22 protein-coding genes are annotated in these 23,844 nt (G+C 52.8%); 6 read left to right on the forward strand and 16 right to left on the reverse strand.

The annotated features are described in order from the left end of the window. Positions 1-91: 91 nt before the first annotated feature. The 3 genes from cobT (at position 92) to G9C99_RS04285 (ending at position 4,262) form a co-directional block, all read left to right on the forward strand. Positions 92-1,966 carry a cobaltochelatase subunit CobT gene (cobT, locus tag G9C99_RS04275; RefSeq protein WP_166416182.1) on the forward strand — a complete coding sequence of 625 codons (1,875 nt, stop codon included), beginning with the start codon at positions 92-94 and terminating at the stop codon, positions 1,964-1,966. A gap of 86 nt (positions 1,967-2,052) precedes the next feature. Beyond that, positions 2,053-3,855 (forward strand): aminopeptidase P family protein, encoded by a 1,803-nt coding sequence (locus G9C99_RS04280; RefSeq protein WP_166416183.1) that lies wholly within the window; start codon positions 2,053-2,055, stop codon positions 3,853-3,855. Positions 3,856-3,920: 65 nt separating this feature from the next. After that, the gene (locus tag G9C99_RS04285; RefSeq protein WP_166416184.1) at positions 3,921-4,262 is read left to right on the forward strand and encodes a DUF427 domain-containing protein; all 342 of its coding nucleotides are present in this window, start codon (positions 3,921-3,923) and stop codon (positions 4,260-4,262) included. Here the strand turns inward: G9C99_RS04285 and G9C99_RS04290 are convergent. Next, on the reverse strand, positions 4,259-5,947 hold the full coding sequence (locus tag G9C99_RS04290; RefSeq protein ID WP_166416185.1) for a chloride channel protein: 1,689 nt from the start codon (positions 5,945-5,947) through the stop codon (positions 4,259-4,261). The two genes, G9C99_RS04285 and G9C99_RS04290, sit on opposite strands and share 4 nt — an antisense overlap. A 188-nt stretch (positions 5,948-6,135) precedes the next feature. Between G9C99_RS04290 and G9C99_RS04295 the strand changes: the two genes are divergently transcribed. Beyond that, on the forward strand, positions 6,136-6,369 hold the full coding sequence (locus G9C99_RS04295) for a hypothetical protein (RefSeq protein ID WP_166416186.1): 234 nt from the start codon (positions 6,136-6,138) through the stop codon (positions 6,367-6,369). A 16-nt stretch (positions 6,370-6,385) separates the two neighbouring features. On the opposite strand, the gene recN is transcribed toward G9C99_RS04295, so the two are convergent. From recN to G9C99_RS04360, 13 genes are all read right to left on the reverse strand, one after another. After that, on the reverse strand, positions 6,386-8,035 hold the full coding sequence (recN, locus tag G9C99_RS04300; RefSeq protein ID WP_166416187.1) for a DNA repair protein RecN: 1,650 nt from the start codon (positions 8,033-8,035) through the stop codon (positions 6,386-6,388). Between the two features lie 18 nt (positions 8,036-8,053). After that, complete coding sequence (locus G9C99_RS04305; RefSeq protein ID WP_166416188.1) at positions 8,054-8,893, reverse strand: outer membrane protein assembly factor BamD; 840 nt, start codon at positions 8,891-8,893, stop codon at positions 8,054-8,056. Positions 8,894-9,030: 137 nt separating this feature from the next. Then, positions 9,031-9,951 (reverse strand): UDP-3-O-acyl-N-acetylglucosamine deacetylase, encoded by a 921-nt coding sequence (gene lpxC / locus G9C99_RS04310; protein ID WP_166416189.1) that lies wholly within the window; start codon positions 9,949-9,951, stop codon positions 9,031-9,033. 220 nt (positions 9,952-10,171) lie between these two features. Continuing rightward, entirely contained in the window at positions 10,172-11,770 is a 1,599-nt protein-coding gene (gene ftsZ / locus G9C99_RS04315) for a cell division protein FtsZ (RefSeq protein WP_166416190.1), read from the reverse strand. A gap of 177 nt (positions 11,771-11,947) precedes the next feature. Then, positions 11,948-13,282, reverse strand: coding sequence for a cell division protein FtsA (gene ftsA, locus G9C99_RS04320; RefSeq protein WP_166416309.1), 1,335 nt, complete (start codon positions 13,280-13,282; stop codon positions 11,948-11,950). Further along, positions 13,282-14,157, reverse strand: coding sequence for a cell division protein FtsQ/DivIB (locus tag G9C99_RS04325; protein ID WP_166416191.1), 876 nt, complete (start codon positions 14,155-14,157; stop codon positions 13,282-13,284). Before G9C99_RS04325 ends, ftsA begins: the two co-directional genes overlap by 1 nt. Next, positions 14,145-15,059, reverse strand: coding sequence for a D-alanine--D-alanine ligase (locus tag G9C99_RS04330; protein WP_166416192.1), 915 nt, complete (start codon positions 15,057-15,059; stop codon positions 14,145-14,147). Before G9C99_RS04330 ends, G9C99_RS04325 begins: the two co-directional genes overlap by 13 nt. 101 nt (positions 15,060-15,160) lie before the next feature. Then, positions 15,161-16,087: a UDP-N-acetylmuramate dehydrogenase gene (gene murB / locus G9C99_RS04335; RefSeq protein ID WP_166416193.1), complete on the reverse strand. Its 927-nt coding sequence runs from the start codon at positions 16,085-16,087 to the stop codon at positions 15,161-15,163. Beyond that, positions 16,084-16,341: a DUF2484 family protein gene (locus G9C99_RS04340; protein ID WP_166416194.1), complete on the reverse strand. Its 258-nt coding sequence runs from the start codon at positions 16,339-16,341 to the stop codon at positions 16,084-16,086. Before G9C99_RS04340 ends, murB begins: the two co-directional genes overlap by 4 nt. Beyond that, complete coding sequence (locus G9C99_RS04345; protein WP_166416195.1) at positions 16,338-16,598, reverse strand: DUF2484 family protein; 261 nt, start codon at positions 16,596-16,598, stop codon at positions 16,338-16,340. Before G9C99_RS04345 ends, G9C99_RS04340 begins: the two co-directional genes overlap by 4 nt. Next, on the reverse strand, positions 16,595-17,995 hold the full coding sequence (gene murC, locus G9C99_RS04350; RefSeq protein WP_166416196.1) for a UDP-N-acetylmuramate--L-alanine ligase: 1,401 nt from the start codon (positions 17,993-17,995) through the stop codon (positions 16,595-16,597). The genes G9C99_RS04345 and murC overlap by 4 nt, the downstream gene beginning before the upstream one ends. Further along, positions 17,992-19,095 (reverse strand): UDP-N-acetylglucosamine--N-acetylmuramyl-(pentapeptide) pyrophosphoryl-undecaprenol N-acetylglucosamine transferase, encoded by a 1,104-nt coding sequence (locus G9C99_RS04355; RefSeq protein ID WP_166416197.1) that lies wholly within the window; start codon positions 19,093-19,095, stop codon positions 17,992-17,994. Before G9C99_RS04355 ends, murC begins: the two co-directional genes overlap by 4 nt. 12 nt (positions 19,096-19,107) lie before the next feature. After that, positions 19,108-20,274 carry a peptidoglycan glycosyltransferase FtsW gene (locus tag G9C99_RS04360; RefSeq protein WP_166416198.1) on the reverse strand — a complete coding sequence of 389 codons (1,167 nt, stop codon included), beginning with the start codon at positions 20,272-20,274 and terminating at the stop codon, positions 19,108-19,110. A 148-nt stretch (positions 20,275-20,422) separates the two neighbouring features. Between G9C99_RS04360 and G9C99_RS04365 the strand changes: the two genes are divergently transcribed. After that, positions 20,423-21,631, forward strand: a complete 1,209-nt coding sequence (locus G9C99_RS04365; RefSeq protein ID WP_166416199.1) for a BaiN/RdsA family NAD(P)/FAD-dependent oxidoreductase — start codon at positions 20,423-20,425, stop codon at positions 21,629-21,631. On the opposite strand, the gene G9C99_RS04370 is transcribed toward G9C99_RS04365, so the two are convergent. Then, positions 21,632-21,952, reverse strand: a complete 321-nt coding sequence (locus G9C99_RS04370) for a hypothetical protein (protein ID WP_166416200.1) — start codon at positions 21,950-21,952, stop codon at positions 21,632-21,634. 53 nt (positions 21,953-22,005) lie between these two features. Next, positions 22,006-23,406, reverse strand: a complete 1,401-nt coding sequence (gene murD, locus G9C99_RS04375) for a UDP-N-acetylmuramoyl-L-alanine--D-glutamate ligase (RefSeq protein ID WP_166416201.1) — start codon at positions 23,404-23,406, stop codon at positions 22,006-22,008. A 110-nt stretch (positions 23,407-23,516) separates the two neighbouring features. Here murD and G9C99_RS04380 point away from each other — a divergent pair, with 110 nt between their 5' ends. After that, positions 23,517-23,840, forward strand: coding sequence for a DOPA 4,5-dioxygenase family protein (locus tag G9C99_RS04380; RefSeq protein WP_331459969.1), 324 nt, complete (start codon positions 23,517-23,519; stop codon positions 23,838-23,840). The last annotated feature ends 4 nt before the right edge of the window (positions 23,841-23,844 follow it).

Below are 23,844 nucleotides of genomic sequence, written 5' to 3' on the forward strand. Positions count from 1 at the left end.
AAGACGGCGCGTTTCGTGCCGTCTTCGCCCTGCCTATGTTAGGTAAGCCCGACAATGGCAAACGACAGCTATTGAATGTGAAAGTAGTCGCATGAAGAAAATCGACAATCCAGCCGATCCGTTCAAAAAAGCGCTCGCCGAAGCGACCAAAGTGATGGCGGACGACCGAGAGCTGTCGGTGACCTATTCTGTTGATCCTTCTGGTATCAACAATGACACTGTGCGCCTGCCGCAAGTGACACGTCGTATGACCCGAGAGGAAGTGCTACTTGCACGAGGTACGGCAGATGCGCTGGCAATGAAGCACAAGCATCATAACGCCACGACTTTTAATCGGTATCTACCACAAGGCCAGATGGCTCGTGATCTTTATGATGCAATGGAAACTGCACGTTGCGAAGCGGTTGGCGCTAGGGCAATGCCCGGCGCACTTAGCAACATTGATGTCAAAATCGAAAACGATGCGCTGCGCCGAGGGTATGATTCTATTACCGATCGCTCTGAGGCACCTCTGGCAACAGCCGCAGGTTATCTTCTGCGTAAAATAGCAACAGGGCGCGAACTACCCGAAGGCGCCCGTCAAGTTACAGAAGTCTGGGAAGACTTTATTGAAGCACAAGCTGGCGATACGCTTGAAAACCTTCAAGATATACTGGCTGATCAAACGGCCTTTGCAAAATTTGCGCGCCAGATGATCGATGACCTGGGGTACGGGGATCAGTTGGGCGACGATCCAGACGCCGAAGACGATCAAGCAGACGAAAACGCAGAGGATCAAGAAGAACAAGACGATAATCCCGATAGCCAAGGTCAGGACGAAGAACAACAAAACGAAGAAGAAGCGTCCCCAGAGCAAGCACAAGAAGAACAGCAAGACACCTCCCAAGCCCAAGTATCCTTGGATGAGATGGCTGATGAGGAACAAGGCGACGAAACGGAAATACCAGAGGGCGATGCCCCAATGGATCCGCCGCCCCCTGCACCAGTTTCAGATGCAGACCCAGATTACACCGTCTTTTCCGCAGATTTTGACGAAGAAATTCGTGCGGAAGATTTGGCCGAAATTGCAGAACTTGAACGCCTGCGTGCCTATCTGGACCAGCAACTTGAACCCCTTAAAGGTGCCGTGAGCCGTCTTGCAAATAAATTGCAGCGCCGTCTTCAGGCCCAACAAAATAGATCTTGGGAATTTGACCTCGAAGAGGGAACGCTGGATGCTGGTCGTTTGGCTCGTGTGATTGCGAACCCAACAACACCGCTTAGCTTTAAGATGGAGCACGACACTGAGTTTCGCGATACTGTTGTGACACTATTGATCGACAACTCTGGTTCGATGCGCGGGCGCCCTATTTCGATTGCAGCTATTTGTGCGGACGTTTTGGCCCGTACGCTAGAACGTTGTCAGGTAAAAGTCGAAATCCTAGGTTTTACCACTCGTGCATGGAAAGGTGGCCAAAGTCGCGAACGTTGGCTCGCGGATGGGCGTGCCCAACAGCCCGGCCGCCTGAACGACCTGCGCCACATTATCTATAAATCCGCTGACGCCCCGTGGCGCCGGGTACGCCCGAATTTGGGTTTGATGATGAAAGAGGGCCTTCTGAAAGAAAACATTGATGGCGAGGCCCTAGAGTGGGCCCACCGCCGGATGATGGGTCGTCCCGAAGCACGTAAAATCCTAATGGTCATTTCAGATGGTGCGCCGGTGGATGACTCCACCCTTTCGGTGAACCCCGCCAATTTTTTGGAAAAACACCTGCGCGATGTGATCGCCATGGTCGAAAAACGCAAAGCGGTAGAATTGCTCGCGATTGGGATCGGCCACGATGTGACCCGCTATTATGACCGTGCGGTTACGATCACTGACGTCGAGCAATTGGCGGGCGCCATGACCGAACAATTGGCGGCCCTTTTTGACAATGATCCACGTGCCCGCGCACGTGTCATGGGCATCAACAAAGCCCGCTAAATTCCCATCTCTGCCCCAAGTGCATGATTGCGCTTTGGGGCAGAGACAGGCACACTCTGGCGAAATCGCAGTCCAGAGGTCCCCTTATGTTTCAAAGCTTTGACATCCGCTCTCATCCCGAATTGGGCCCTGCACGCCTGTCTGACCTTCGAGCAGAAATGGGCAAAGAGCGTGTTAATGCTTTTCTCATTTCTCGTGCGGACGTGCATCAAGGCGAATATGTTGCGCCACGAGATGAGCGCCTGAACTGGCTCACTGGCTTTGCGGGTTCAGCCGGGTTTTGCGCAGCAACCAACGATCAGGCAGGCGTCTTTATCGATGGGCGTTACCGGGTGCAGGTGAAGTCACAAATTGACCTAGAGCATTACACTCCGGTTCCTTGGCCTGAGACACAATTGGGCGATTGGTTGATCGAACACCTCCCTGCAAATGCGACGGTGGCTTATGATCCTTGGTTACACGGGTATCAACAGATTGATGTGCTACAAACCCAGCTTGGCAAACATGGGATTTCCCTAAAAGAGACCGACAATCTGGTAGACCGCATTTGGGCGGACCAACCCGAAGCCCCAATGGGCGATTTCAGCATTCAACCTGTTGAGCTCGCCGGGGAGAACCATTCTAGCAAGCGTGAACGCCTCGCGGAAAAATTACGCAATGACGGTCACATGGCCACAGTTATCACCCTGCCCGACAGTATTGCATGGCTGTTGAACATTCGCGGCACCGATGTTGCGCATAACCCAATTGGTCATGCCTTTGCTATTTTACACGCGTCTGGCAAGGTTTCCCTGTTTGTGCACCCTGATAAATGCCCCGCCGAGGTGGTCGAACATTTAGGGTCAGATGTTCAGCTTTTCGCACCTACTCAGTTCGAAACAGCCCTTAAAGAAATAACTGGCAAGGTGTTGGTCGATCAAACAACCATTCCTATGCAGGCGATTCTTACGTTAAAACACAATGCAGAATTGGTGTTTGGCAGTGATCCTTGCATTCTCCCCAAAGCGCGGAAAAACAGCGCTGAAATCGCTGGAATGCGCGAAGCCCACCTTAGGGATGGCGCGGCCATGGTCGAATTTCTAACTTGGTTAGATACAGAGGCCCCGAAGGGTACGTTGACTGAAATAGGCGTTGTCAAACAGCTTGAAAGCTTTCGACGCGCGACCAACGCTTTGAAAGATATTAGTTTTGAAACCATTTCCGCGACGGGACCGCACGGGGCCATCTGTCATTACCGCGTGAGCGACGACAGCAACCTTCCTGTTGAGCAAGGCCAGTTATTACTCGTAGATAGCGGCGGCCAATACCAAGACGGAACCACCGACATCACCCGCACCATGCCAATTGGTGAAGTCGGGATAGAAGAAAAGCAATGCTTTACTCGTGTTCTACAGGGCATGATTGCAATGTCGCGGGCACGTTGGCCCGAAGGCCTCGCGGGACGGGATTTAGATGCAATTGCGCGTTATCCCCTATGGGTCGCAGGGCAAGATTACGATCACGGAACAGGTCACGGCGTCGGTGCATTTCTAAGCGTACATGAAGGGCCTGTTCGGCTTTCCCGTGTATCAGAAATTCCTCTTGAATCGGGCATGATCCTATCGAACGAACCTGGGTATTACCGCGAAGGGCATTTCGGCATTCGCATTGAAAACCTAATCGTCGTGCAAAAAGCACCCAATATTCCATCCGCGGACAGTCGCGATATGTTGGACTTTGAGACCATAACCTATGTCCCTATCGACAGACGATTGATCCTCATCGAAGAGTTGTCTCGTGCAGAACGCGGCTGGATCAACCAATATCATGCAAAAACACTAGAATTGATCGCACCCCGCGTATCTGATGGCGCTCAGCGCTGGTTAAAGGTCGCTTGTGCGGCCCTTTGACGTTTGCATGTTATGTTAGCGCTGATAGTGTCGCACAACATTCGTGTCACTCACTGGGGAAATACATGGCAGATCATATTCGCATACGGAAAACAGCAGGCACTTGGGTCGTACGGGCCGGCGGTGCGGTGCTTGGAGAAACAACAAACGCATTGGAGTTGTCCGAAGGAGATCTATCCCCGGCAATCTATTTTCCCCGTAGCGATATAGCCATGGCTTTTCTTGACAATAGTGATCACAAAACAAACTGCCCACACAAAGGTGAGGCACGCTATTTTTCCATTCAAACAAAAAGTGTACTGATCGACAATGCTGGTTGGTCATACGAAGACCCCGTTGAAGCTGTTGAACGCATCAAAGGTCATATTTCGTTTTACGGCGACAAAGTCACAGTAGAGCGCGTTTAAGAGTGCTCTTCTGCGGCTGTGTCCGCCAGCGCTTTGTTAAATGCCTTGAGCGCATCCACATGAAACAACGCTCCCCAAAGCTCTGGGGGGTGATCTTCGCCACCAAGCGTCACAACTGGAATAAAGTTACTGTTGGTGTTTTCAAAAATGGGCATAGCAGACTCTAATGTCGCGTTCCCATCGACATAAACTCCACTTTCGACCAATTCCCAACATTCCGCTATATCCGCAGCACGTTCGGATTCGGCCGCGCGCATAATTTTTGCCACGCGACATGTCGCAAGCAAATAAGCTTGGGGGCCCGCCGCTAAGTGAATATTTCGCCTTTCCAACTGCGTTAAGAAGAACGAACGATCCACGAGTTTGCTAGCCAACGCCGTAGATAGTGACACTGAGACCATAACAGCCAAACCAGTTTGCCAATCCCCAGTCAGTTCAAAGACAATCAACGTCGTTGAAATAGGTGCACCCAGCACCGCTGCGGCCACCGCGCCCATACCTGCAAGCGCGTATAGGGTTTCTTCGCCAGAGACCTCGGGAAAGATACCTGTCGCGATGATACCAAATGCCAACCCTGTCAGGGCCCCAACCATCAAGGCAGGCGAAAAGACCCCTCCTCCCATACGTCCAGCCATCGTAATGGCAACAGCAATAGTTTTTAGGACCGCGAAAACGACGACTTCGTGAAACATCAACGACCCTGTTAAAGCCTTTGATGTGGTTTCATATCCCACCCCGATGATGTGCGGAAACCCAAGCGCAATTACGCCCAACAGCGCCCCGGCGAACATTGGGCGAGCCCAGCGTGGGAAACCAAGCTTTCCCTGAATATGATTGCCCAAATCATCTGCTAAAAAGATCGTGCGCATCAGTACGGATGCGACAAGCCCACTTAATAAACCAAGGATCAAAAAGGCAGGTAACTCCACATAAAATGCCATTTCATTGGCAACTGGCAGCATAAATTCGGTAACATTCCCAAACTCTAACCGACTGATAATAGTTCCAGAAACGCTCGCAATGACAATCGGGGCAAATGCATGAACCGCAAAATGACGTAAAATCACTTCGAGCGCAAATAGCGCCCCAGCGATCGGCGCGTTAAATGATGCTGAAACAGCGGCCGCGACGGCGCACCCCAGCAAATCACGGCCAGTAATTCCGTTGGCATGAATGCGGTTCGACACCCAACTTGAAATGACCCCCGCCAAATGCACCACCGGACCTTCACGTCCAGAGGAGCCTCCGGTTGAAAGGGTGATCAACGATGCCAAACCAGATGCAAGTCCTGCACGTTTTTCAACGCGACCCTCGTGCATGGCAGCGCCTTCGATCACATCGGCCACAGAACGCACCCGCCCATCAGGTGTGAAGAAGTGCAGGACAAGACCGGTTATGAGGCCCCCTGCGATAGGCAACCCGACAATCCAATACCAAGGGAGCGTGCCGGCCAAAGTATGTAAACTTCCAGCGTCGTCGGTACCATAGAAGGTAGTCTGAAGGTAAGCGATGGCTTTGCGAAACCACAAAGTTGTAAAGCCTGAAGCAATCCCAATAATCAGCGCAATAAACCAAAACTGAATTTGGCTCGGACCTTTGCGGCGCAGCACCAACCAGGCTTTTTTCAACTCGTCTTGTGCATTCCCAAGCATCTGGACCACAACGTTTGATTCTGGCGCGCTCATCACTATTCTTTTCTATTCGCGTTTGGGTGCCTTCCCATACGTGAATAGATTAACGAAATCCACCGCCAATACCACACGTTCAATTCTCTTTGCAGTAACGACGTATGATATCAACATACCAACCGTACGCCCGTTGCGTATACACTAAGCCCAAATCATCACGAACAACGATTTTTCAAGGAAACCCAATGACCAACAGAAAACTAAGCACGGTGTTTGAAGTATCAGGATCAGTTCTGGCAATGATCTACGCATTGTTGATTGCCTCCAACACTGGGAATGAGGTGTTGGGGTTTTCGCTGCTGTTGCTGTCTGCGCTTTTGTTTGCAGCTTGGGCTCTCATCGACAAAAGATGGGCCTTTTTCGCACTACAGTTTTTCTATGCTGCCTCGGCAATCATTGGATTGGTGCGCTGGGGATAAGCGCGCCGTTGATACGTCATCCGGCCAGTAGCGCTTTCGCGGCGGCGCGGGCTTCGGGGGTAACTGTGTCGCCGGACAACATGCGGCCCAATTCCTCAACCCGCTCCTCAGATGTGAGCGGTACAACGGTTGATAGCGTCTCGCCTTTGGTCACAGATTTCTGCACACGCCAATGATACCCGCCAAGTGCGGCCACCTGCGGGGAGTGTGTCACGCAAAGCACCTGTGCCTCATCCGCAAGCGCCGCGAGCCGACGTCCAACGGCATCCGCAGTCGCCCCCCCAACACCTCGGTCGATTTCATCAAAGATCATGGTCAGGCCCTTGGCTTCCGCTGTGAGGCAGACCTTTAGTGCCAATAAAAACCGGCTGAGTTCACCGCCAGAAGCGATTTTATTCAAAGGACCAGATGGAGCGCCGGGGTTGGTGGCCACGGTAAAAGCGACCTCATCCACGCCGTCGGGTCCTGCATCAGAGGGTGTAACGCAAGTTTCAAACACTGCGCGTTCCATTTTTAGCGGCGCCAATTCGGCCGCCATGGCTTTGTCCAGTGTTTTGGCCGATTTCTGACGGGCTTTGGTCAGGGCCGTTGTGGCTTTTTCATAACGTGCTTCAGCTTCGCGCACAGAGGCTTGCAATGCCCCTAACCCGGACTGGCTATTGTCCAAGGCATCCAGCCGTGCTGATAGTTCGGCCCCAAAAGCAGGCAATTCATCTGCAAGAACCCCGTGTTTACGGGCCAAGGCACGGATGGCGAATAAACGTTCTTCGATCTCTTCGAGTTCAGCCGGGTTAAATGACATCGCGTCAAGACAGGTTTCAACCCCCTGCTGCGCATCAGCCAATTCAACGGCCGCGCGCCCAAGCGCATTTAGAGCCTCATCCAAGCGACCTTCGGCGCCATCTGCCGCGCCGTCCAGCCAACGAATTGCGTCAGAAATCTGCCCCTCAGCACCGTTAAGGCCAAGTGCGGCGAAACCTTTGGAAACATCATCACGCACGCGTTCTGCGCCCTGCATCTGCCGACGCTGTTTATCAAGCGCTTCGTCTTCGCCCGGTTCTGGGGACAACGCGTTAAATTCACTCACGGCGTGGCGCAGGAAATCTTCTTCTGCGCGGGCGGCTTCGATCTCAGCTTCGGTTTCAGCTAGAGCTTTGCGTTGCTTTGCAAGATCACGCCAAGCCGTTCGTGTTTTGGCGATGAGCCCGTCGAGTTGACCAAAGGTATCCAACAATATCCGGTGTCCACGCGGATTCAGCAGGCCGCGGTCGTCGTGTTGACCATGTAACTCCACCAGCCCTTCGGACAAACGTCGTAGGATTTCACCAGAACAGCGACGATCATTGACCCAAGCCGTTTTGCGCCCGTCCCGCGTATTTATACGCCGAAGAATGAGTTCATCCGCAGCGGGCAACCCTGCCTCTTCCAACACCGCATGGGCGGGGTGATCTGCGGGTAGATCAAATTCTGCAATCACTTCGCCCTGCTCTGCCCCGGATCGCACCAGTTCAGCACGCCCGCGCCAGCCTAACACGAATCCCAATGAATCCAACAGAATGGACTTCCCGGCACCTGTTTCACCCGTCAGCACATTGAGACCCGGCTGGAACTGCAGCTCCAGCCGATCAATGATAAGCATATCGCGAATTTCTAGGGTTCTAAGCATGCCGTCACCCCGCGTGGCTTAGAGCCATTCGCCGCGGATCGTTTGACGATAAATCTGCGCCAACCATCCGGTACCTCGGGCGCCCGGCTCCAGTCCCTGACCTGTCAACAGATCATAGCCAGATTGGTAGAACTCACTGGACTGGAAGTTATACCCCAAAATTGCACCTGCAGCTTGGGCTTCACCTTCAAACCCAAGAGCAAGATAGGCTTCGATAAGACGTAGCAATGCTTCTGGTGTGTGGCTGGTTGTTTGGAATTCTTCGACAACAACGCGAAACCGGTTAATCGCGGCAGTAAAATGGCCCCGACGCAGATAGTAGCGCCCGACTTCCATTTCTTTGGCCGCGAGGTGGTCAAACGCGAGGTCGAATTTCAAAATAGCAGAACGCGCATATTCGCTGTCGGGGTAACGTTCAATCACGGTCCGCAATCCTTGCAACGCTTGAAAGGTCAAACCCTGATCGCGACCGATTTCATCTATTTGATCATAATAGCTGAGCGCGAGAAGATATTGTGCATAGGCTGCATCTTCGTCAGCTGGATAGAAATCAATGTAACGCTGTGCTGCGGAACGGCTATTTTCGTAATCCCGATCCTGATGGAACGAATAAGCCTGCATAATCAACGCGCGCTTTGCCAGTTCGGAATAAGGATACAGCCGTTCGATTTCACTAAAGAGTTCAGCAGCACGAGCTGGTTCGTTCTGTGTTTCCAGTTCGAACTCGGCTTGTTCATAGATTTGCTGAGCTGTCAGGCTTTCCAGAGATACATCTTCTTCGCGTGCACCACAGGCAACCAACAAAGCTAACGAAGACACCGTCAAAACAAGCTTAATACGACCAGTACCAAATGCCATGTCGCGCCTACCCCACAAATTTCTTAATTAAGGCACCTCTGCCTTATGTTCCCGACTTCACTAACATAGAAAATCCGGTTGCAAAATGGCTTTGAGAGGGTTTTTCGTCACCGTCGGATATTCTCTGCTTAGTTCGCTTAGGCAACGCGCGGAATATCATGGGCGTGGACACCAGCCCCCGGCAACCGAGCTGCCAAAGAGGCACTACAATTGACGATACGGAAGTTGCGCGGATCAGCAAAAAGCGCGCGCAGCAAACGATTGGTCAAAGCATGCCCTGCCCGCTCACCTTCGTAACGCGCCAAAAGCGGACCGCCAGCAAGATAAAGATCACCCAATGCATCCAGCATCTTGTGACGGACTGCTTCGTCGTGGTGGCGCAAACCACCCGGGCTAAGCACATCTGCACCATCAACGACCACCGCGTTTTCCAAGGTGCCACCAAGCGCAAGCCCCATAGAGCGCATCGCATCAACATCTGACTGACGACAGAATGTACGGCTATCACAAAGTTCACGTACAAATGCACCATTGGCCATGTTCAATGCTTTGTCTTGCTTACCAATCGCGGCATCCGCAAAGTCAATTTGAAAATCAATATGCATGGTTTCCGCTGGCACCAAGCGTGCAACTGCAAGGCCTTCGGTGACTTCAACCGTTTTTAGAACTTCGATGGCGCGTGCAGGCGCATCAAGTTTTTGCAGACCAGCCTGAACCAAACCTTCGACAAAGATTTGCGAACTGCCGTCTAGAATAGGAACTTCAGGACCATCAAGATCAATGAGCGCGTTGTGCACCCCACAACCCGCAAGCGCGGCCATGATGTGTTCGATTGTTGAAATTTCAACACCAGCGTCATTTGCAATACGTGTGCAAAGCTGAACGCCGGGCAACACGCTGTCCCACCGTGCAGCAACCAAGTTTGAACCATTTACATCAGTGCGTCTAAACCAAATACCGTAATGTGCAGATGCAGGATGCACCACCATACGCGCAGCCGCGCCAGAGTGTAGCCCAACGCCGGTAAACGAAACTGATGTTTTGACTGTGGTTTGCAAGGTAGCCCCATAAGTAAGTCAGGAAGGTTTGCCCTGACACGCAATCAATTAAGTTGCCGGGGGCAAACACTCAACTCAATCTTTGTAACCGTTTGAAACATGGGGGAAACAGTTTGGCAAAAATCCGCTTAAGTGGATTTTAACCACCTTTAAGTCTCTGATTCACAACAAAAAAGAGGCGGTCAAAACCGCCTCTTTTTCTTGTAACATTTATGAAATGTTAATTAGCTTGCCGACGCAGGAAGGCAGGAATCTCGATCCGTTCTTTTTCTGGGTCTGCTTCTTGCTCTTCTTCGTAGGCTGTTACAGGCGGCTGACTGCGCATTTGTGGAACGGCACCACGCTCTGCGGTCTCGTTGTGACCTGTCATACGATTAATCAACGAATTGATACCAAAGCGTGCCCGAGCTTCGCCTTGTTCTTCTTGCGTTTGCTGTGGTTCAACATGCGTTGGACGCGGCGCTGGAGCCGGAGCAGAAGGTGCTTTTTGAACAGCTGCTTGCAGGCGCGCCATAGCTTCAGGCGAAGGCGTTCCTGGTGACGGAGGCTTTGGTGCGACGAAACCGTCCAGCTCATTCACATGATCGTAATGATCCTGCTGAACCGGCGCTGGCAGAGGCTGATATGCGGGAGGAGGCATATCATCTACGACCTGATCCTGCGCAAAGATATCTTCGGCCTGCTCCTGAACGGCAGCTGCTTCAGCATCCATTTGCGGGAACAACGATGGTTCTTGAGCAACCGGTTCGGCAACAGGTGCTGCGGCGACTGGTGCAGGTTCAGCGACAGGTTGCTGAGTGACCAACGGCTCTGACAAGCGACGACGCGGAACTGGAATTTCAGCTTTCAATTCGCGTGCGTCGATACCTGTTGCAACAACTGAAACACGCATCATGCCCTCAAGGCCGGTATCAAGTGTTGAACCAACAATGATGTTCGCATCCGGATCAACTTCTTCGCGGATGCGGTTTGCGGCCTCATCTAATTCAAAGAGGGTAAGATCATAACCACCTGTGATGTTGATCAATACGCCGCGTGCACCGCGTAGGCTGATTTCATCAAGCAGTGGGTTTGCGATGGCTTTTTCAGCAGCTTGAACAGCGCGATCTTCACCCTCTGCTTCTCCGGTGCCCATCATCGCTTTGCCCATTTCGTCCATTACGGCGCGAACGTCAGCAAAGTCGAGGTTGATCAAACCAGGGCGAACCATCAGGTCGGTCACGCCTTTGACACCTTGATACAGCACGTCATCAGCAAGGGAGAATGCTTCGGTAAAGGTGGTTTTTTCATTCGCGAGGCGGAACAGGTTTTGGTTTGGAATAATGATCAGCGTATCCACAACCTTTTGAAGGGCTTCGACACCCTCCTCGGCCTGGCGCATGCGCTTATTGCCTTCAAACTGGAAAGGCTTCGTAACAACACCAACAGTCAACACACCCAGTTCACGCGCCGCTTGGGCGATGATTGGGGCCGCGCCAGTACCGGTGCCACCACCCATACCTGCAGTAATAAAGCACATATGCGCGCCAGCCAGATGATCAACGATCGCCTCGATCGTTTCTTCGGCGGCAGCTGCACCAACAGAAGGTCGCGCGCCAGCGCCTAGACCTTCGGTAACTTTTACACCCATCTGAATACGGGCTTGCGATTTAGAAGACTGCAGCGCTTGCGCGTCGGTATTTGCAACCACGAACTCGACCCCGTCGAGTTCTTTCTCGATCATATTGTTGACCGCGTTGCCACCTGCACCACCTACACCAAAAACGGTAATGCGGGGTTTCAAATCTTCCTGTTCGGGCATCATCAGATTAAGTGCCATAGAGTTATCCGCCTGTTCATTATGATACGGCGTCTAAGCGCCGTTTATTCCTAAACCACCCTCAGCATACGCCTCCGAATCAGGAACGTCACCAAAAAAAGGCACAATAACCACAAAATATAGTGATCCCGCTGAAAACTTCGGCGGGATTTTGCCATAATGTACAGATGATGTGGTTTACCAGTTGTCTTTGAACCATTTCACAGCACGGCGCAAAGAGCGCGCGGGATAGCGTTCGGCGGGAATATCAAAGTCCCACCATTCGTCTTGCGGGTGCGCGGCGAACAGGCTGAGCCCAACTGCGGAAGAAAATGCGGGCCCGGTTGCCGCTTGCGGAAGCCCCTGCACACGCAATGGCCGCCCCAAACGAACACGCTGACCTAAGATACGTGAAGCCAGACCGTCAAGCCCCGGAATTTGGCTACCGCCGCCGGTCAACACAATCTGCTGGCTGCGCATATGTTCAAAGCCAGCCGCATCAAGTCGCGTACGGACCTCTTCGAGGATCTCTTCAACGCGTGGCCGCATAATGCCGATCAGTTCTGCCCGGCTCACGGTGCGGCGGTCATGTTCCCAATCACCTGTATCACCACCGATTTCGATCATGTCACGATCATCCATGCCCGTAGCGACAACACCGCCGTAAAAGGTTTTAATCCGCTCCGCCGTCGCCAAAGACACCTGAAGCCCTTTGGAAATATCCGATGTCACGTGATCCCCGCCCATACGGACAGAGTCGGAATAGATCATGTGTTTCTTCATAAAGATCGACAGACCTGTAGCGCCGCCGCCAAGATCAACGCAGGCGGCACCCAGCTCTTGTTCATCTTCGACCAGCGATGAAACGCCAGACACATAGGCCGATGAGGCAAGCCCCGCGAGTTCCAGATCACAGCGTTTCACGCAATAAAGCAGGTTTTGGATCGCATTTGAATCCACGGTGAGCAAATGCATATCCGCCGCTAAGCGGTTCCCGCGCTGGCCGCGTGGATCAGACAACCCACTGCGATGGTCTAATGCGAAATTCACCGGCTGCGCGTGTAAAACTTCGCGGCCCTGCCCGTAATGCGGCACATCACAAGCCGCCAACACACGTGCGACATCATCCTCGGAAACGATGCTTTCCTGAAGATCAATATCCCCAGCCAAACCATAAGATTTTGGTGTGGCGCCCGCAAAACACGCAATCACATGATCCACCCGTTCATTGGCCATTTTCTGGGCCGCCTGAACAACCGTGCGAATGGCGCGTTCGGTTTCTTGCATCGCTTCGATTTCACCAAAACGCACGCCGCGTGATCGTGTGGTGGCTGCGCCAATCACCCGAAAGCTTGACTGCCCTGCCAAGGACCCGATGCCATCGGTTTCGTTAAACTTAGCCGGTCCATCAAACCGCAGCACAAGGCAAGCAACCTTTGAACTGCCCACATCCAAAATCGCAATCACACCGCGCTGCATCGCGGCTTTGCGCATATTTCTCATGGCCCGTTGGGATTGATACAGGTCATTCATCATTGGCTGGACACTCCAAAATCGCCGCGAATACGGCGTAACTCATCTACGGCAGAGCTCGACAAACGAATGGTCGGGCGGCTCTGATTTCTCATATCTATGGCGACAACATCACGCGCCAGAAGGTCTTGGGCCTGATCTAGCGCAATAATTTGTTCAAGCGCGGCAACAGGGTTTTCTTCGGGCAGCATCAGCGTTTGACCATCGGCAAGCGCGACATTCCAACGCCGCTCGCCAACCCGGATCATCCCCAGCATTCGGTCCTGCAACGGGCCAGACGCCTCAAACAACGCGAGCGCCTCATCGACCACCATTTCAGCACCAGTTCCGGTGATCAACGGAAGGTCCGTGCGTTCAGCGCGCGCAATCAACCCGCCAACGCGGTGACCTTCGGCATCTAATGTTTCCACCCCTTGCGGGCCACGCCACACCACCACCGGATCGCGCTCGACTACATCAATTTGCAAAACGCCCCCAGCCCTGATGCGCACATCTACATCGGCCACAGCGTCAAGCGATGCGATCACGTCACGCGTGTCGGATAGGTTTAGATCAAAAGATGTCATCGGAAAATCAACCGGCACAATTTCGCGAATGTCAGTCGCAACATCCGTAGACGCCCCATCAATCGCAATCATGTGCAGCATAAATTCTGGACGTTCCTGCACCGAACGTTTGAGTTCCACATATTGCATATGGATAGAATCTCGAACGTCCTGATCCCCAAGAACAAACATTCCAACCGCAGCAGCCGTGCCCATCGGCACCCCAATACGCAAAAAGGCGCGAAACATTGGCGTCAACAAAAGACGCTGAAGTTTATAGGCGACACGACTGGGTGCAGGATCGGGACGAGTCGCATTTATCTGTGACATGATGCGTCCTCCACCATCCAGCGGCACAATGCTCCAAAGCTCATACCAGTATGGGCCGCCTGCTCTGGTGCAAGGGAGGTCGGCGTCATGCCGGGTTGCGTGTTGGTTTCAAGCAAGATCAGCCCGTCCAGCCCTCGGCTTTCATCCCAGCGAAAATCTGTTCTACTCACGCCGCGGCACCCCAAAACGTCATGTGCGCGCAACGCGTAATCAAGGCACGCATCGAAAATCTCTTTTGGTAGGTCCGCAGGCAAAACATGGCTGGATCCACCTTCGACATATTTCGCGTCGTAGTCATACCAACCATCAACCAAAATATCCGTCACCGTCAGGGCGCGATCGCCCACCACCGTCGTCGTGAGTTCACGACCGGGAGCATAGGTTTCAACCATGACCGTTTCTGGCATCGCCTCAGACATCACCGGCGGGCCATTAGCGGCCTCGTGCACGATGTAAATTCCAACAGAGGAGCCTTCGTTATTTGGCTTCACCACATAGGGCGGTTCCATCACGTGGGCTTTGGCGACCTCAGAAGTTGGCGCTAGAATACTGTCAACAACCGGCAAGCCAACGCTGCGATAGGCTGTTTTGCAGCGTTCTTTATCCATCGCCAATGCCGATGCCAAAACACCCGAATGCGTATAGGGAATTTGCAACCACTCAAGCACGCCTTGAACGCAGCCATCTTCGCCCCAACGTCCGTGAAGCGCATTAAACACAACGTCTGGCTTTAGGGCAACCAAACGCTGCGCGAGGTCCGCCCCTGCGTCCAGTTCCGTGACATCAAATCCTTCCCCACGCAGTGCCGTCGCGCATTCGCGCCCCGAACTGAGAGATACCTCTCGCTCGGCTGATGGTCCGCCCATCAGTACCACTACTTTCGGGGTTGCCCTGCTCGACATACCCGCCTCGTTCTGTGTTCAGACCCTTTTTATGGGCCTTTGTTGTTATTGCAGACCATTTTTATGGCCTTTGACAATGTCTTTTAGGTCTTTGCGACCCTTTATATATTCTTGATCGGTTCACCGACCCGTTTGATTTCCCACACTAACTCAATTCCGCTGTGTTCGAAAACCCTTTTTCTAACTTCTTCGCCCAATCCTTCCAAATCTGCGGCAGATGCGCCACCCGTATTGGTCAAAAAGTTCGAATGCATTTCGTTCATCTGCGCACCGCCCAAACGCGCACCGCGCATTCCGGCGTCTTCGATCACCTTCCACGCCTTTAAATCGTGAGTGTCATCCGCGCGCCCCGTTGAGCTAAATCCGGCAGGGTTGCGAAACGTACTGCCCGCCGTGCGATCTTTGGTAGGTTGGGTTTCATCGCGTTTTTTCAGCTGCGTTTCCATACGCGTTGCCAATGCATCGGGGTCGCCTTGTCCACCTTCAAAGGTCGCGCTCAGTAAAATCCACCCATCGGGCAGATCAGAGTGACGATATTGAAAATTTAAATCCTGCGCGGTCAAAGTCACCTCTTCGCCACTGCGCGTTAGGGCCTGTGCGGACACAAAGTGATCTGCAACATAACTGCCATAACACCCGGCGTTCATCCGTACAGCGCCACCAATTGAACCCGGAATAGTTCGTAGAAACGTAAGATCGACACCTTCAGCAGCGGCCTTGCGCGCGACATGCGCATCAAGTGCTGCCACACCTGCCGTCACACGGCTGCCGGCGATTTCAATTTGATTGAACCCGCGCCCCAACTTAACAACCACAGCCCGTAACCCACCATCGCGCACGATCAAATTGCTGCCAACCCCCATGGGGAAAACCTCAATTGCCGGATCTAACACCTTGAGAAATTGCGTCAGATCTTCGACGTCTGCGGGCTGAAACAATACATCCGCCGGCCCGCCTACGCGCAGCCAAGTGATTTCAGAAAGGGACCGATCACGGGTTAATACACCGCGCACGTCGGGTAGGTTCATTTAGCTTCTCTCCGCACCAGACGTTTCACCCAGCGCAACAAATAAACGACAGGCCACCGTAGCAAAGACGCCCCAGCCGCCATAAACAAGATTGCAACCCAAGGGCCGTTTTCATAGGTCAAATACCCTAATAGCGGAATACCGACAGCCATCAAAACATAGGCCCGCGCCCAATAGTTGTCTTTGCTTGGCAACATGGCTGAAACATTGGCCACGATAAGCCACAAACAGCCCAAAATGATAGATAGGCTCATGGTTGCTCTCCTTTCACAGGGAGACGTCCGATCCATTTACGCCCGTAATAAACAAGTGGGCGGCGAAACATCGACACAACAGCACACACAGCAGCAACAGCGGCCCAAAGCCCAAAAGCCTGCGCCAACAAAAACACCAATACTGGCGACACTAAAAGCAAAGCCAGCCCCGGCGCAAATTGAAATCGCATCGGCAAAAAGGCGGTGACGGTTGCCGCCAACACCCATAGGCTTGCCCAGACGATCAATCCATTCATGCGCCCAACATCCCCGGAAGGTTATTCGCCCAGCCTGAAATCGTACCGGCACCAAGGCAAACAACCATATCGCCCGGCTTTGCCTGCTCCCGAACCAAACGCACGAGATCTTCTTCGTTTTCGACCACACGCGCGTGGCGGTGCCCATGACGAATAAGGCCCGCGACCAAGTCATCGCGATTTGCGCCCTCAATGGGCTCTTCGCCCGCAGAGAAAACATCCGCAATCCCAACCACATCTGCGTCATTAAAACAGGCGCAGAAATCGTCAAACAAAGAGTGCAATCGCGTAAACCGGTGTGGTTGGTGCACAGCTATCACCCGGCCTTCGCAGGACTGACGCGCCGCTTTGAGCACCGCTGCGATTTCCACAGGGTGGTGGCCATAATCATCAATTATCGTCACGCCATCCACTTCGCCCACTTTGGTAAAGCGACGGTTCACACCGCCAAAGCCTGCTAATGCATCGCGAATTTCATCAAGCTTCATGCCCAAGTGCCGCGCAATGGCCACGGCGGACAATGCGTTGGATACGTTGTGATCGCCCGGCATGGGCAATTGGCAACCTTCGATCACTTTGTCTTCGGCCTGAAGCGCGATGTCGAAATGTGCAACGCCCCCCTTATAAGTCAGGTTCATCGCGCGCACGTCGGCTTGGGCATTAAACCCAAACGTCACAACACGACGGTCGGAAATTTTACCGACAAGCGACTGCACTTCGGGATGATCGGTGCAACATACGGCCAAACCATAAAACGGGATATTTGAAACAAACTGCAAAAACCCAGCGCGCAATGTATCAAAATCGCCCCAGTGCTCCATGTGTTCAGGGTCAATATTGGTGACAATGGCTATGGTTGCAGGCAAACGGTTAAAGCTACCGTCGCTTTCGTCCGCTTCGACAACCATCCATTCGCCTTCGCCCATACGCGCGTTTGATCCGTATGCATGGATGATACCACCATTGATGACAGTCGGATCAATTCCACCGCCCACCAACACCTCAGCAACCATCGTTGTCGTTGTTGTCTTACCGTGCGTTCCTGCAACCGCAATGTTTGATTTGAGGCGCATCAATTCTGCCAACATTTCAGCGCGGCGCACCACAGGCAAGCCGCGCATGCGCGCGCCATCTAATTCCGGATTGCCCGGCTTGATTGCAGTTGATACAACAATCACTGCAGCGCCATCCAGATTTTCAGCCTTTTGACCGATAAAGATTTGCGCACCAAGTTCGGACAAACGTTGGGTGATTTTGCTGTCTTTCAGGTCTGATCCCTGTACCTGATAACCATGGTTCAACAGTACTTCGGCAATCCCCGACATCCCAATTCCACCAATACCAACAAAGTGGATTGGTCCCATTTCGGTAGGAAGCTTGGTCGCGGCTGCGTTCATTTTTGTTTTCCTTCTTCGGCCAAATGTTCGACCAGATTTGCGAGTTGTTCGGCGGCATCAGGCTTGCCACAGGCCAAAGCTGACCTTGCCATATGTTCAGCCGCCTTGGGGTTGGACAGAACGGCCTCGATCTGTGCAGAAAGCGTATCTGCTTGCAAAGCGCTTTCTGGGATCATGATGGCGGCTTCGCCTTCGACCAATCCCCGCGCGTTAGCGGTTTGGTGATCGCCCGTTGCATGGGGATAGGGGATCAAAATAGAAGGACGCCCAATCACACTCAGATCAGCCACGCTAGATGCACCTGCCCGTGAAATTACAAGCTGTGCTTCTGATATACGTGCTGGAACATCATCAAAGAACGGCTGAACCTCCGCAGCAATACCGCGATCTGCATAATATTGCGTCACGTGATCATGGTCTTCGGCACGCGCCTGATGCGATACTCGGAGGTTTTGACGAATATTGATCGGCAGATGCGCAATCGCTTCGGGTACGACTTCTGACAGAACTTTGGCACCTTGGGATCCCCCCATCACCAAAATCGACATTGGGTAGTCACCCGGGGCGATATAGCCAGCCCCTGCACGCTTCATAACAGAAGCCCGCACGGGATTGCCTGTATGATATCCTTGAATCCCCTTTGGAAGATCGGTTGGCCAAGTGCCACATGCGACTGCTGAAACGCGTTTTACGAAAGCCTCGTTCACGCGGCCAAGCACACCGTTCTGTTCGTGCAACATACGAGGCAGCCGCAAAAACATCGCCGAAGACATCGCCGGAATAGTTGGATATCCACCAAAGCCGACAACGACATCGGGCTTATCCCCCATCATTTTCAAAACCGCAGACATTGTGCCTGCGAAAATGCGCAAAGGCACGAGCGCTTTGGCCAATAGACCGCCCCGCGCGAATGTTGCAGACGAAATCTGCTCGACATCCACAACATGCGGAAATCCGCCCGCATACCGCGCGCCGCGCGCATCCGTAGACAGCTTTACCCGCCAGCCACGGCGCAACATGGTTTCGGCCAAAGCTTGGGCCGGGAACATGTGCCCGCCCGTGCCGCCTGCCGCAATAACCAGGAGAGGTTGTTTTCTCATCGAACCCTCGAATTAATGACCGCGCCGACCAAAGTGATCTGCAATTTCACCCTGTGGCCGCGTCCGTGTAAAAGCGAGCAACATACCGATTGCTATGCCGCCTGCAATAAGCGATGAACCGCCGTAGCTGACAAACGGCAAAGTCATGCCTTTGGCTGGTAAAAGACGCACAGCAACACCCATATTGATAAAGGCTTGAATGCCAAACATGCACGCCAATCCGGTCCCGGCCAGCCTGATGAACGGATCACGTTCTTTCATCAAACGCGCTAAAGACCCAAAGGTGATAACCGCGAAAATCGCAATGATGATGAGAACCAAAACCAAGCCATATTCTTCGGCAGCGACCGCGATGATAAAATCTGTATGGCCATCTGGCAGCCACCATTTGACCTGACCTTCACCAAGACCAACACCAAAAATACGCCCTTCACGGATCGCGTCCGCGGCATAGCCAAGCTGTGTGGTTGGATCAACGTCGGAGGATAAAAATCCATCAATACGACGCGCAAAGTGTTCAGAGTTATTATAGGCAACGGTCCCGGCAAAAACGACCAAAAGAGCCATACCGATCAGCAAGATAAACGGCGCCCCCGCTACAAAGTACATGACACCCCAGCCAAACAGAACAAGGCTTGCCTGACCAAAATCTGGTTGCAGCGCCAAAAAGCCAACAATCATCAAAACCAACACAAACGACATGGTTTTACCGGGGGGGCCGTTAATTTCCTGACTTGCTGCCATCAGCCATGCTGCAACGATCACAAAACCCGGCTTGAGAAATTCAGACGGTTGTACAGAAGCAAAACCAAGCGAATACCAACGCGTCGCCCCTTTACCAAAATCGGTACCCAATACCGGGAGCAATGCCAGGGCGATAAAAGCGATGGCAAAACCCAACACACCCAAACGGCGCACCAGTTTGGGCGGCATCATTGACGTTAACACCATTGCAGTTAAAGCGAGACCACCAAAAACGGCCTGACGTTCCACATAGTGAAATTCAGAAAACCCATTACGCGATGCCAGTGGTGGGGAGGCCGCAAGACCCAAAAACAACCCCAGCGCGAACAGAATAAACACGCAAGAAAGAGTGAGTTTGTCGATTGACTGCCACCACCGCGGAAGCACGGGTTCGCCGCGCTCCACATGTACAGAACCATGGACCATTGCCGTCATGGGAAATACCGCCTTACTGCCTCAAAATACGCCCGTTTTCCGGGTCTGACTTAAGTGTAACCGAGAAAGCCCATTTGCGCCAGAGTTCTTATGACTTGCGCTTTGTTTGTTGACATGGTCATGAAGCCCAAAGCGGATGTGGGGCGACATGGACTACAAAACGATCATAATAGGTGCCGGTGCGGCAGGTATGATGTGCGCAGCACATGCAGGCAACACCAATGGTGCGCGCGGGCAAACGTTGGTGATAGATCACGCAAAAAACGCCGGTGAAAAGATCCGAATTTCAGGTGGCGGGCGCTGTAACTTCACCAATATATATGCCGAACCCAGCAATTTTTTGTCGCAAAATTCGCATTTCTGTAAATCCGCGCTCAAACGTTACACGCAATGGGACTTTATGGATCTGGTTGCACGGTATGGCATCCCCACGCATGAAAAAACACTAGGGCAGATGTTTTGCGACAATTCCGCCAAAGACATCATTCAGATGCTGCGTGATGAGATGGAACAAGCAGGGGCAGATCTTTGGTTAAGCACCCGCATTGCTAACGTCGAAAAGACCGAGGCGGGATTTCGCTTATCCGTTGAAAAAGGCAGCGAAACCCGCGACCTCAGCTGTGCCAATCTTGTGATAGCTTCGGGCGGAAAATCGATCCCCAAAATGGGGGCAACGGGATTTGGGTATCAGATCGCACAGCAATTTGGGTTGCCCTTGATTGAAACACGCGCAGGGCTTGTGCCTTTTACCTTTGGTGAGGACATTATGGCGCGCCTAAAACCGTTGGCAGGCATTGCGCTTGATAGCGTTGCCACTGCCCGGAATGGCCGATTTAAAGAGGCGCTGCTCTTCACCCACCGAGGCCTATCTGGCCCAGCCATCCTACAGGCTTCGTCGTATTGGCATGAAAGCGAACCCGTGACGCTATCGCTATTGCCGGATATCGATTTATTTGCCGCCCTTAAGGCGCAAAAGCAGCTGCGAGGACGGATAAGTATTGCCAACGCTTTGGCCGATCATATGCCCAAACGTATCGCGGATGTTTTATGCAGCGAATTTGGTGTCGCTGGAAATCTCGCAGACTTTTCGGACAAAGCGCTTCAGGCGTTTGTCGATCAGCTACGCAACTGGCAACTTACCCCGTCAGGCACCGAAGGTTATCGCACCGCAGAAGTAACATTGGGTGGCGTGGACACCGATGCATTGTCATCAAAAACCATGGAATCCAAATCAACGCCCGGCCTCTATTTCATTGGCGAGGTCGTCGATGTTACCGGTTGGTTAGGTGGGTTCAATTTCCAATGGGCTTGGTCGTCGGGTTGGGCGGCTGGCACGGCCATCGCCCAAAAGCCCTAATCAAGCATCGCCGCGATAGATATAATAGATAGACGACACATCTAACGGGAACGCATCATGCGTGGTATCGTATTCAATGCGATCCACGAGAAGAGTGCGTTCAATTCCATCGTGTTCATAGCCTTGAATACCTTCAAGCACCCCAAACACTTCGCCGTTTGGCACACGAATTTGGATACAAGGCACCGGGCGTGGCATCATTCCACGACATTTGCCCATTTCGGCCAAAACGGTGATCACCATTTCGGTACGCTCAACGATAGGCGCAGCTGGAAATGGGCCATTCATATCGGTTTCGGCATGTGAAGGTGGCTGTGGCATGCAGGCTCCTAGGAAAAATGCGGCACTTAGAATTTTGAGAATCTTCACTTAGGTCACTCCAGCGCATCCAACACTTCGTTGGTGAAATCCTCTCCCCGTTTTTCGAAGTTCGGATATTGGTCGAAACTTGCAGCAGCCGGGGCAAGCAATACCGTATCGCCCTCTTGTGCATCTTGTTTCGCTGACGCTACCGCGTGATTCATCGTTTCGCAAATCTCATGCGGCATATCCCCCAATTCCAGCGCAAAGTCGCGCGCGGAGTGCCCGATAAGATAAGCTTTTTTGACAGACCCAACATGCGGCAACAGATCGCCCAAGCCGCCGTCTTTGCCGATCCCCCCCGCAATCCAGCGGATGTTTTTAAACGCCTGCAACGCCTTTGCCGCGGCGTCTACGTTGGTGGCCTTAGAGTCGTTCACATAGGTAACGCCGTTGGCTTCAGCGACAATCTGGCTGCGATGCGGCAATCCGGCAAAGCTCATGAAACCTTGCTCGATCACACGCGGGGCCAACCCCAATGAACGCAAAGCAGCATAGGCGGCACAGGCGTTTTGGTGATTGTGCGAACCCGGCAATCCTTTGATCGGGCGCAAATCAATTGAACCAACCTGCCGGCCTTTGCGGTATTCAGACAGGAACCCTTTGCGCGCAAATACATACCAACCGGGGCCGGACAGTTTGCGCTCCACAGATATTTTGATCACCCGATCATCGGTCGGGCCTTCGGACAGTTGGTTCGACAGATAAAGCCCTTCGTCTTCATCCACGCCAATTACCGCGCGATCAGGGCCCCCTTCGGCAAACAAACGGCGTTTGGCTGCAAAATAGCCACCAAGGCCAGCGTGACGATCAAGGTGATCCATACTCAGATTGGTGAAGACTGCAATATCAGGCGTCAACGCCCGCGCCAGATCTGTTTGGTAACTGGATAGTTCCAAAACGATCACTTCACCATCATGCGCAGGATCAATATCCAACACACCGCGACCAATGTTACCTGCCAATTGGGAGGGGCGTTTCACATGCTCCAAACAATGATGGATCAACGCAGATGTCGTAGATTTCCCGTTTGAACCAGTGACCGCAATAACGCGCGGTGTCGTATCAAAATCATCCCATTCGTGGCTGGCAAATGATCTGAAAAACAGCCCGATGTCATTATCCACAGGCACCCCGGCCCGCATGGCATTTGCGATGATCTTATTCGGTGTCGGGTACAGATGCGCAATCCCCGGTGACACGATGAGCGAAGCAACATCATCCCATACGCCATCACGGCCCAGATCGACGGGTGTGAAATCCATAGCTTCGGCATTTGCGCGCGCCTCTGGGCTGTCGTCCCACAAGAGAGGAATAGCACCGCCCGCCTCAAGCGCTTGCGCTGTCGCCAAGCCAGACCGTCCCAAGCCTAAAACCGCTACTTTTTTACCTTCAAAGCCTTGAACTGGAATCATATCCGCCTCTTTTGTTTGTTGCGCTATTCCTACCTCTTTGAATGACGCGGCGCTATCGGCTTTTGCAATGCAACAATATCGCCTAACGTACGTTCATGTTCGATATTTCTATGATTAGGGGCTACCACGCCCATGTCTATTTTGACGGGGCCACCGTTGAAAAGGCGCGAAGCCTTTGTAGTACTGCTGGTGAACTCTTTGGCGTTCAAGTCGGTAGAATGCACGAAAAGAATGTTGGGCCACACCCAACGTGGTCTTGCCAATTGGGGGCATCACCAGAGCAATTAGCGGACTTGCTCCCTTGGTTGTCACTCAACAGAAATGGCCTGATCGTCTTTTGCCATCCAGACACAGGCGACCATCTGACAGATCATCGCGACCGCGCGATTTGGCTTGGGACTGGATTGGAGTTGGATTTGACAATCTTTGATTAAAAAG

Origin of the sequence: Cochlodiniinecator piscidefendens, assembly GCF_011326755.1 — a bacterium.
GTDB lineage: Bacteria > Pseudomonadota > Alphaproteobacteria > Rhodobacterales > Rhodobacteraceae > Cochlodiniinecator > Cochlodiniinecator piscidefendens.

What these genes read in the sequence shown, in the direction of transcription:
- cobT (WP_166416182.1), top strand. Translation starts at nt 92, where the DNA reads ATGAAGAAAATCGACAATCCAGCCGATCCGTTCAAAAAAGCGCTCGCC.
- G9C99_RS04280 (WP_166416183.1), top strand. Translation starts at nt 2,053, where the DNA reads ATGTTTCAAAGCTTTGACATCCGCTCTCATCCCGAATTGGGCCCTGCA.
- G9C99_RS04285 (WP_166416184.1), top strand. Translation starts at nt 3,921, where the DNA reads ATGGCAGATCATATTCGCATACGGAAAACAGCAGGCACTTGGGTCGTA.
- G9C99_RS04290 (WP_166416185.1), bottom strand. Translation starts at nt 5,947, where the DNA reads ATGAGCGCGCCAGAATCAAACGTTGTGGTCCAGATGCTTGGGAATGCA.
- G9C99_RS04295 (WP_166416186.1), top strand. Translation starts at nt 6,136, where the DNA reads ATGACCAACAGAAAACTAAGCACGGTGTTTGAAGTATCAGGATCAGTT.
- recN (WP_166416187.1), bottom strand. Translation starts at nt 8,035, where the DNA reads ATGCTTAGAACCCTAGAAATTCGCGATATGCTTATCATTGATCGGCTG.
- G9C99_RS04305 (WP_166416188.1), bottom strand. Translation starts at nt 8,893, where the DNA reads ATGGCATTTGGTACTGGTCGTATTAAGCTTGTTTTGACGGTGTCTTCG.
- ftsZ (WP_166416190.1), bottom strand. Translation starts at nt 11,770, where the DNA reads ATGGCACTTAATCTGATGATGCCCGAACAGGAAGATTTGAAACCCCGC.
- ftsA (WP_166416309.1), bottom strand. Translation starts at nt 13,282, where the DNA reads ATGAATGACCTGTATCAATCCCAACGGGCCATGAGAAATATGCGCAAA.
- G9C99_RS04325 (WP_166416191.1), bottom strand. Translation starts at nt 14,157, where the DNA reads ATGTCACAGATAAATGCGACTCGTCCCGATCCTGCACCCAGTCGTGTC.
- G9C99_RS04330 (WP_166416192.1), bottom strand. Translation starts at nt 15,059, where the DNA reads ATGTCGAGCAGGGCAACCCCGAAAGTAGTGGTACTGATGGGCGGACCA.
- murB (WP_166416193.1), bottom strand. Translation starts at nt 16,087, where the DNA reads ATGAACCTACCCGACGTGCGCGGTGTATTAACCCGTGATCGGTCCCTT.
- G9C99_RS04340 (WP_166416194.1), bottom strand. Translation starts at nt 16,341, where the DNA reads ATGAGCCTATCTATCATTTTGGGCTGTTTGTGGCTTATCGTGGCCAAT.
- G9C99_RS04345 (WP_166416195.1), bottom strand. Translation starts at nt 16,598, where the DNA reads ATGAATGGATTGATCGTCTGGGCAAGCCTATGGGTGTTGGCGGCAACC.
- murC (WP_166416196.1), bottom strand. Translation starts at nt 17,995, where the DNA reads ATGAACGCAGCCGCGACCAAGCTTCCTACCGAAATGGGACCAATCCAC.
- G9C99_RS04355 (WP_166416197.1), bottom strand. Translation starts at nt 19,095, where the DNA reads ATGAGAAAACAACCTCTCCTGGTTATTGCGGCAGGCGGCACGGGCGGG.
- G9C99_RS04360 (WP_166416198.1), bottom strand. Translation starts at nt 20,274, where the DNA reads ATGACGGCAATGGTCCATGGTTCTGTACATGTGGAGCGCGGCGAACCC.
- G9C99_RS04365 (WP_166416199.1), top strand. Translation starts at nt 20,423, where the DNA reads ATGGACTACAAAACGATCATAATAGGTGCCGGTGCGGCAGGTATGATG.
- G9C99_RS04370 (WP_166416200.1), bottom strand. Translation starts at nt 21,952, where the DNA reads ATGCCACAGCCACCTTCACATGCCGAAACCGATATGAATGGCCCATTT.
- murD (WP_166416201.1), bottom strand. Translation starts at nt 23,406, where the DNA reads ATGATTCCAGTTCAAGGCTTTGAAGGTAAAAAAGTAGCGGTTTTAGGC.
- G9C99_RS04380 (WP_331459969.1), top strand. Translation starts at nt 23,517, where the DNA reads ATGATTAGGGGCTACCACGCCCATGTCTATTTTGACGGGGCCACCGTT.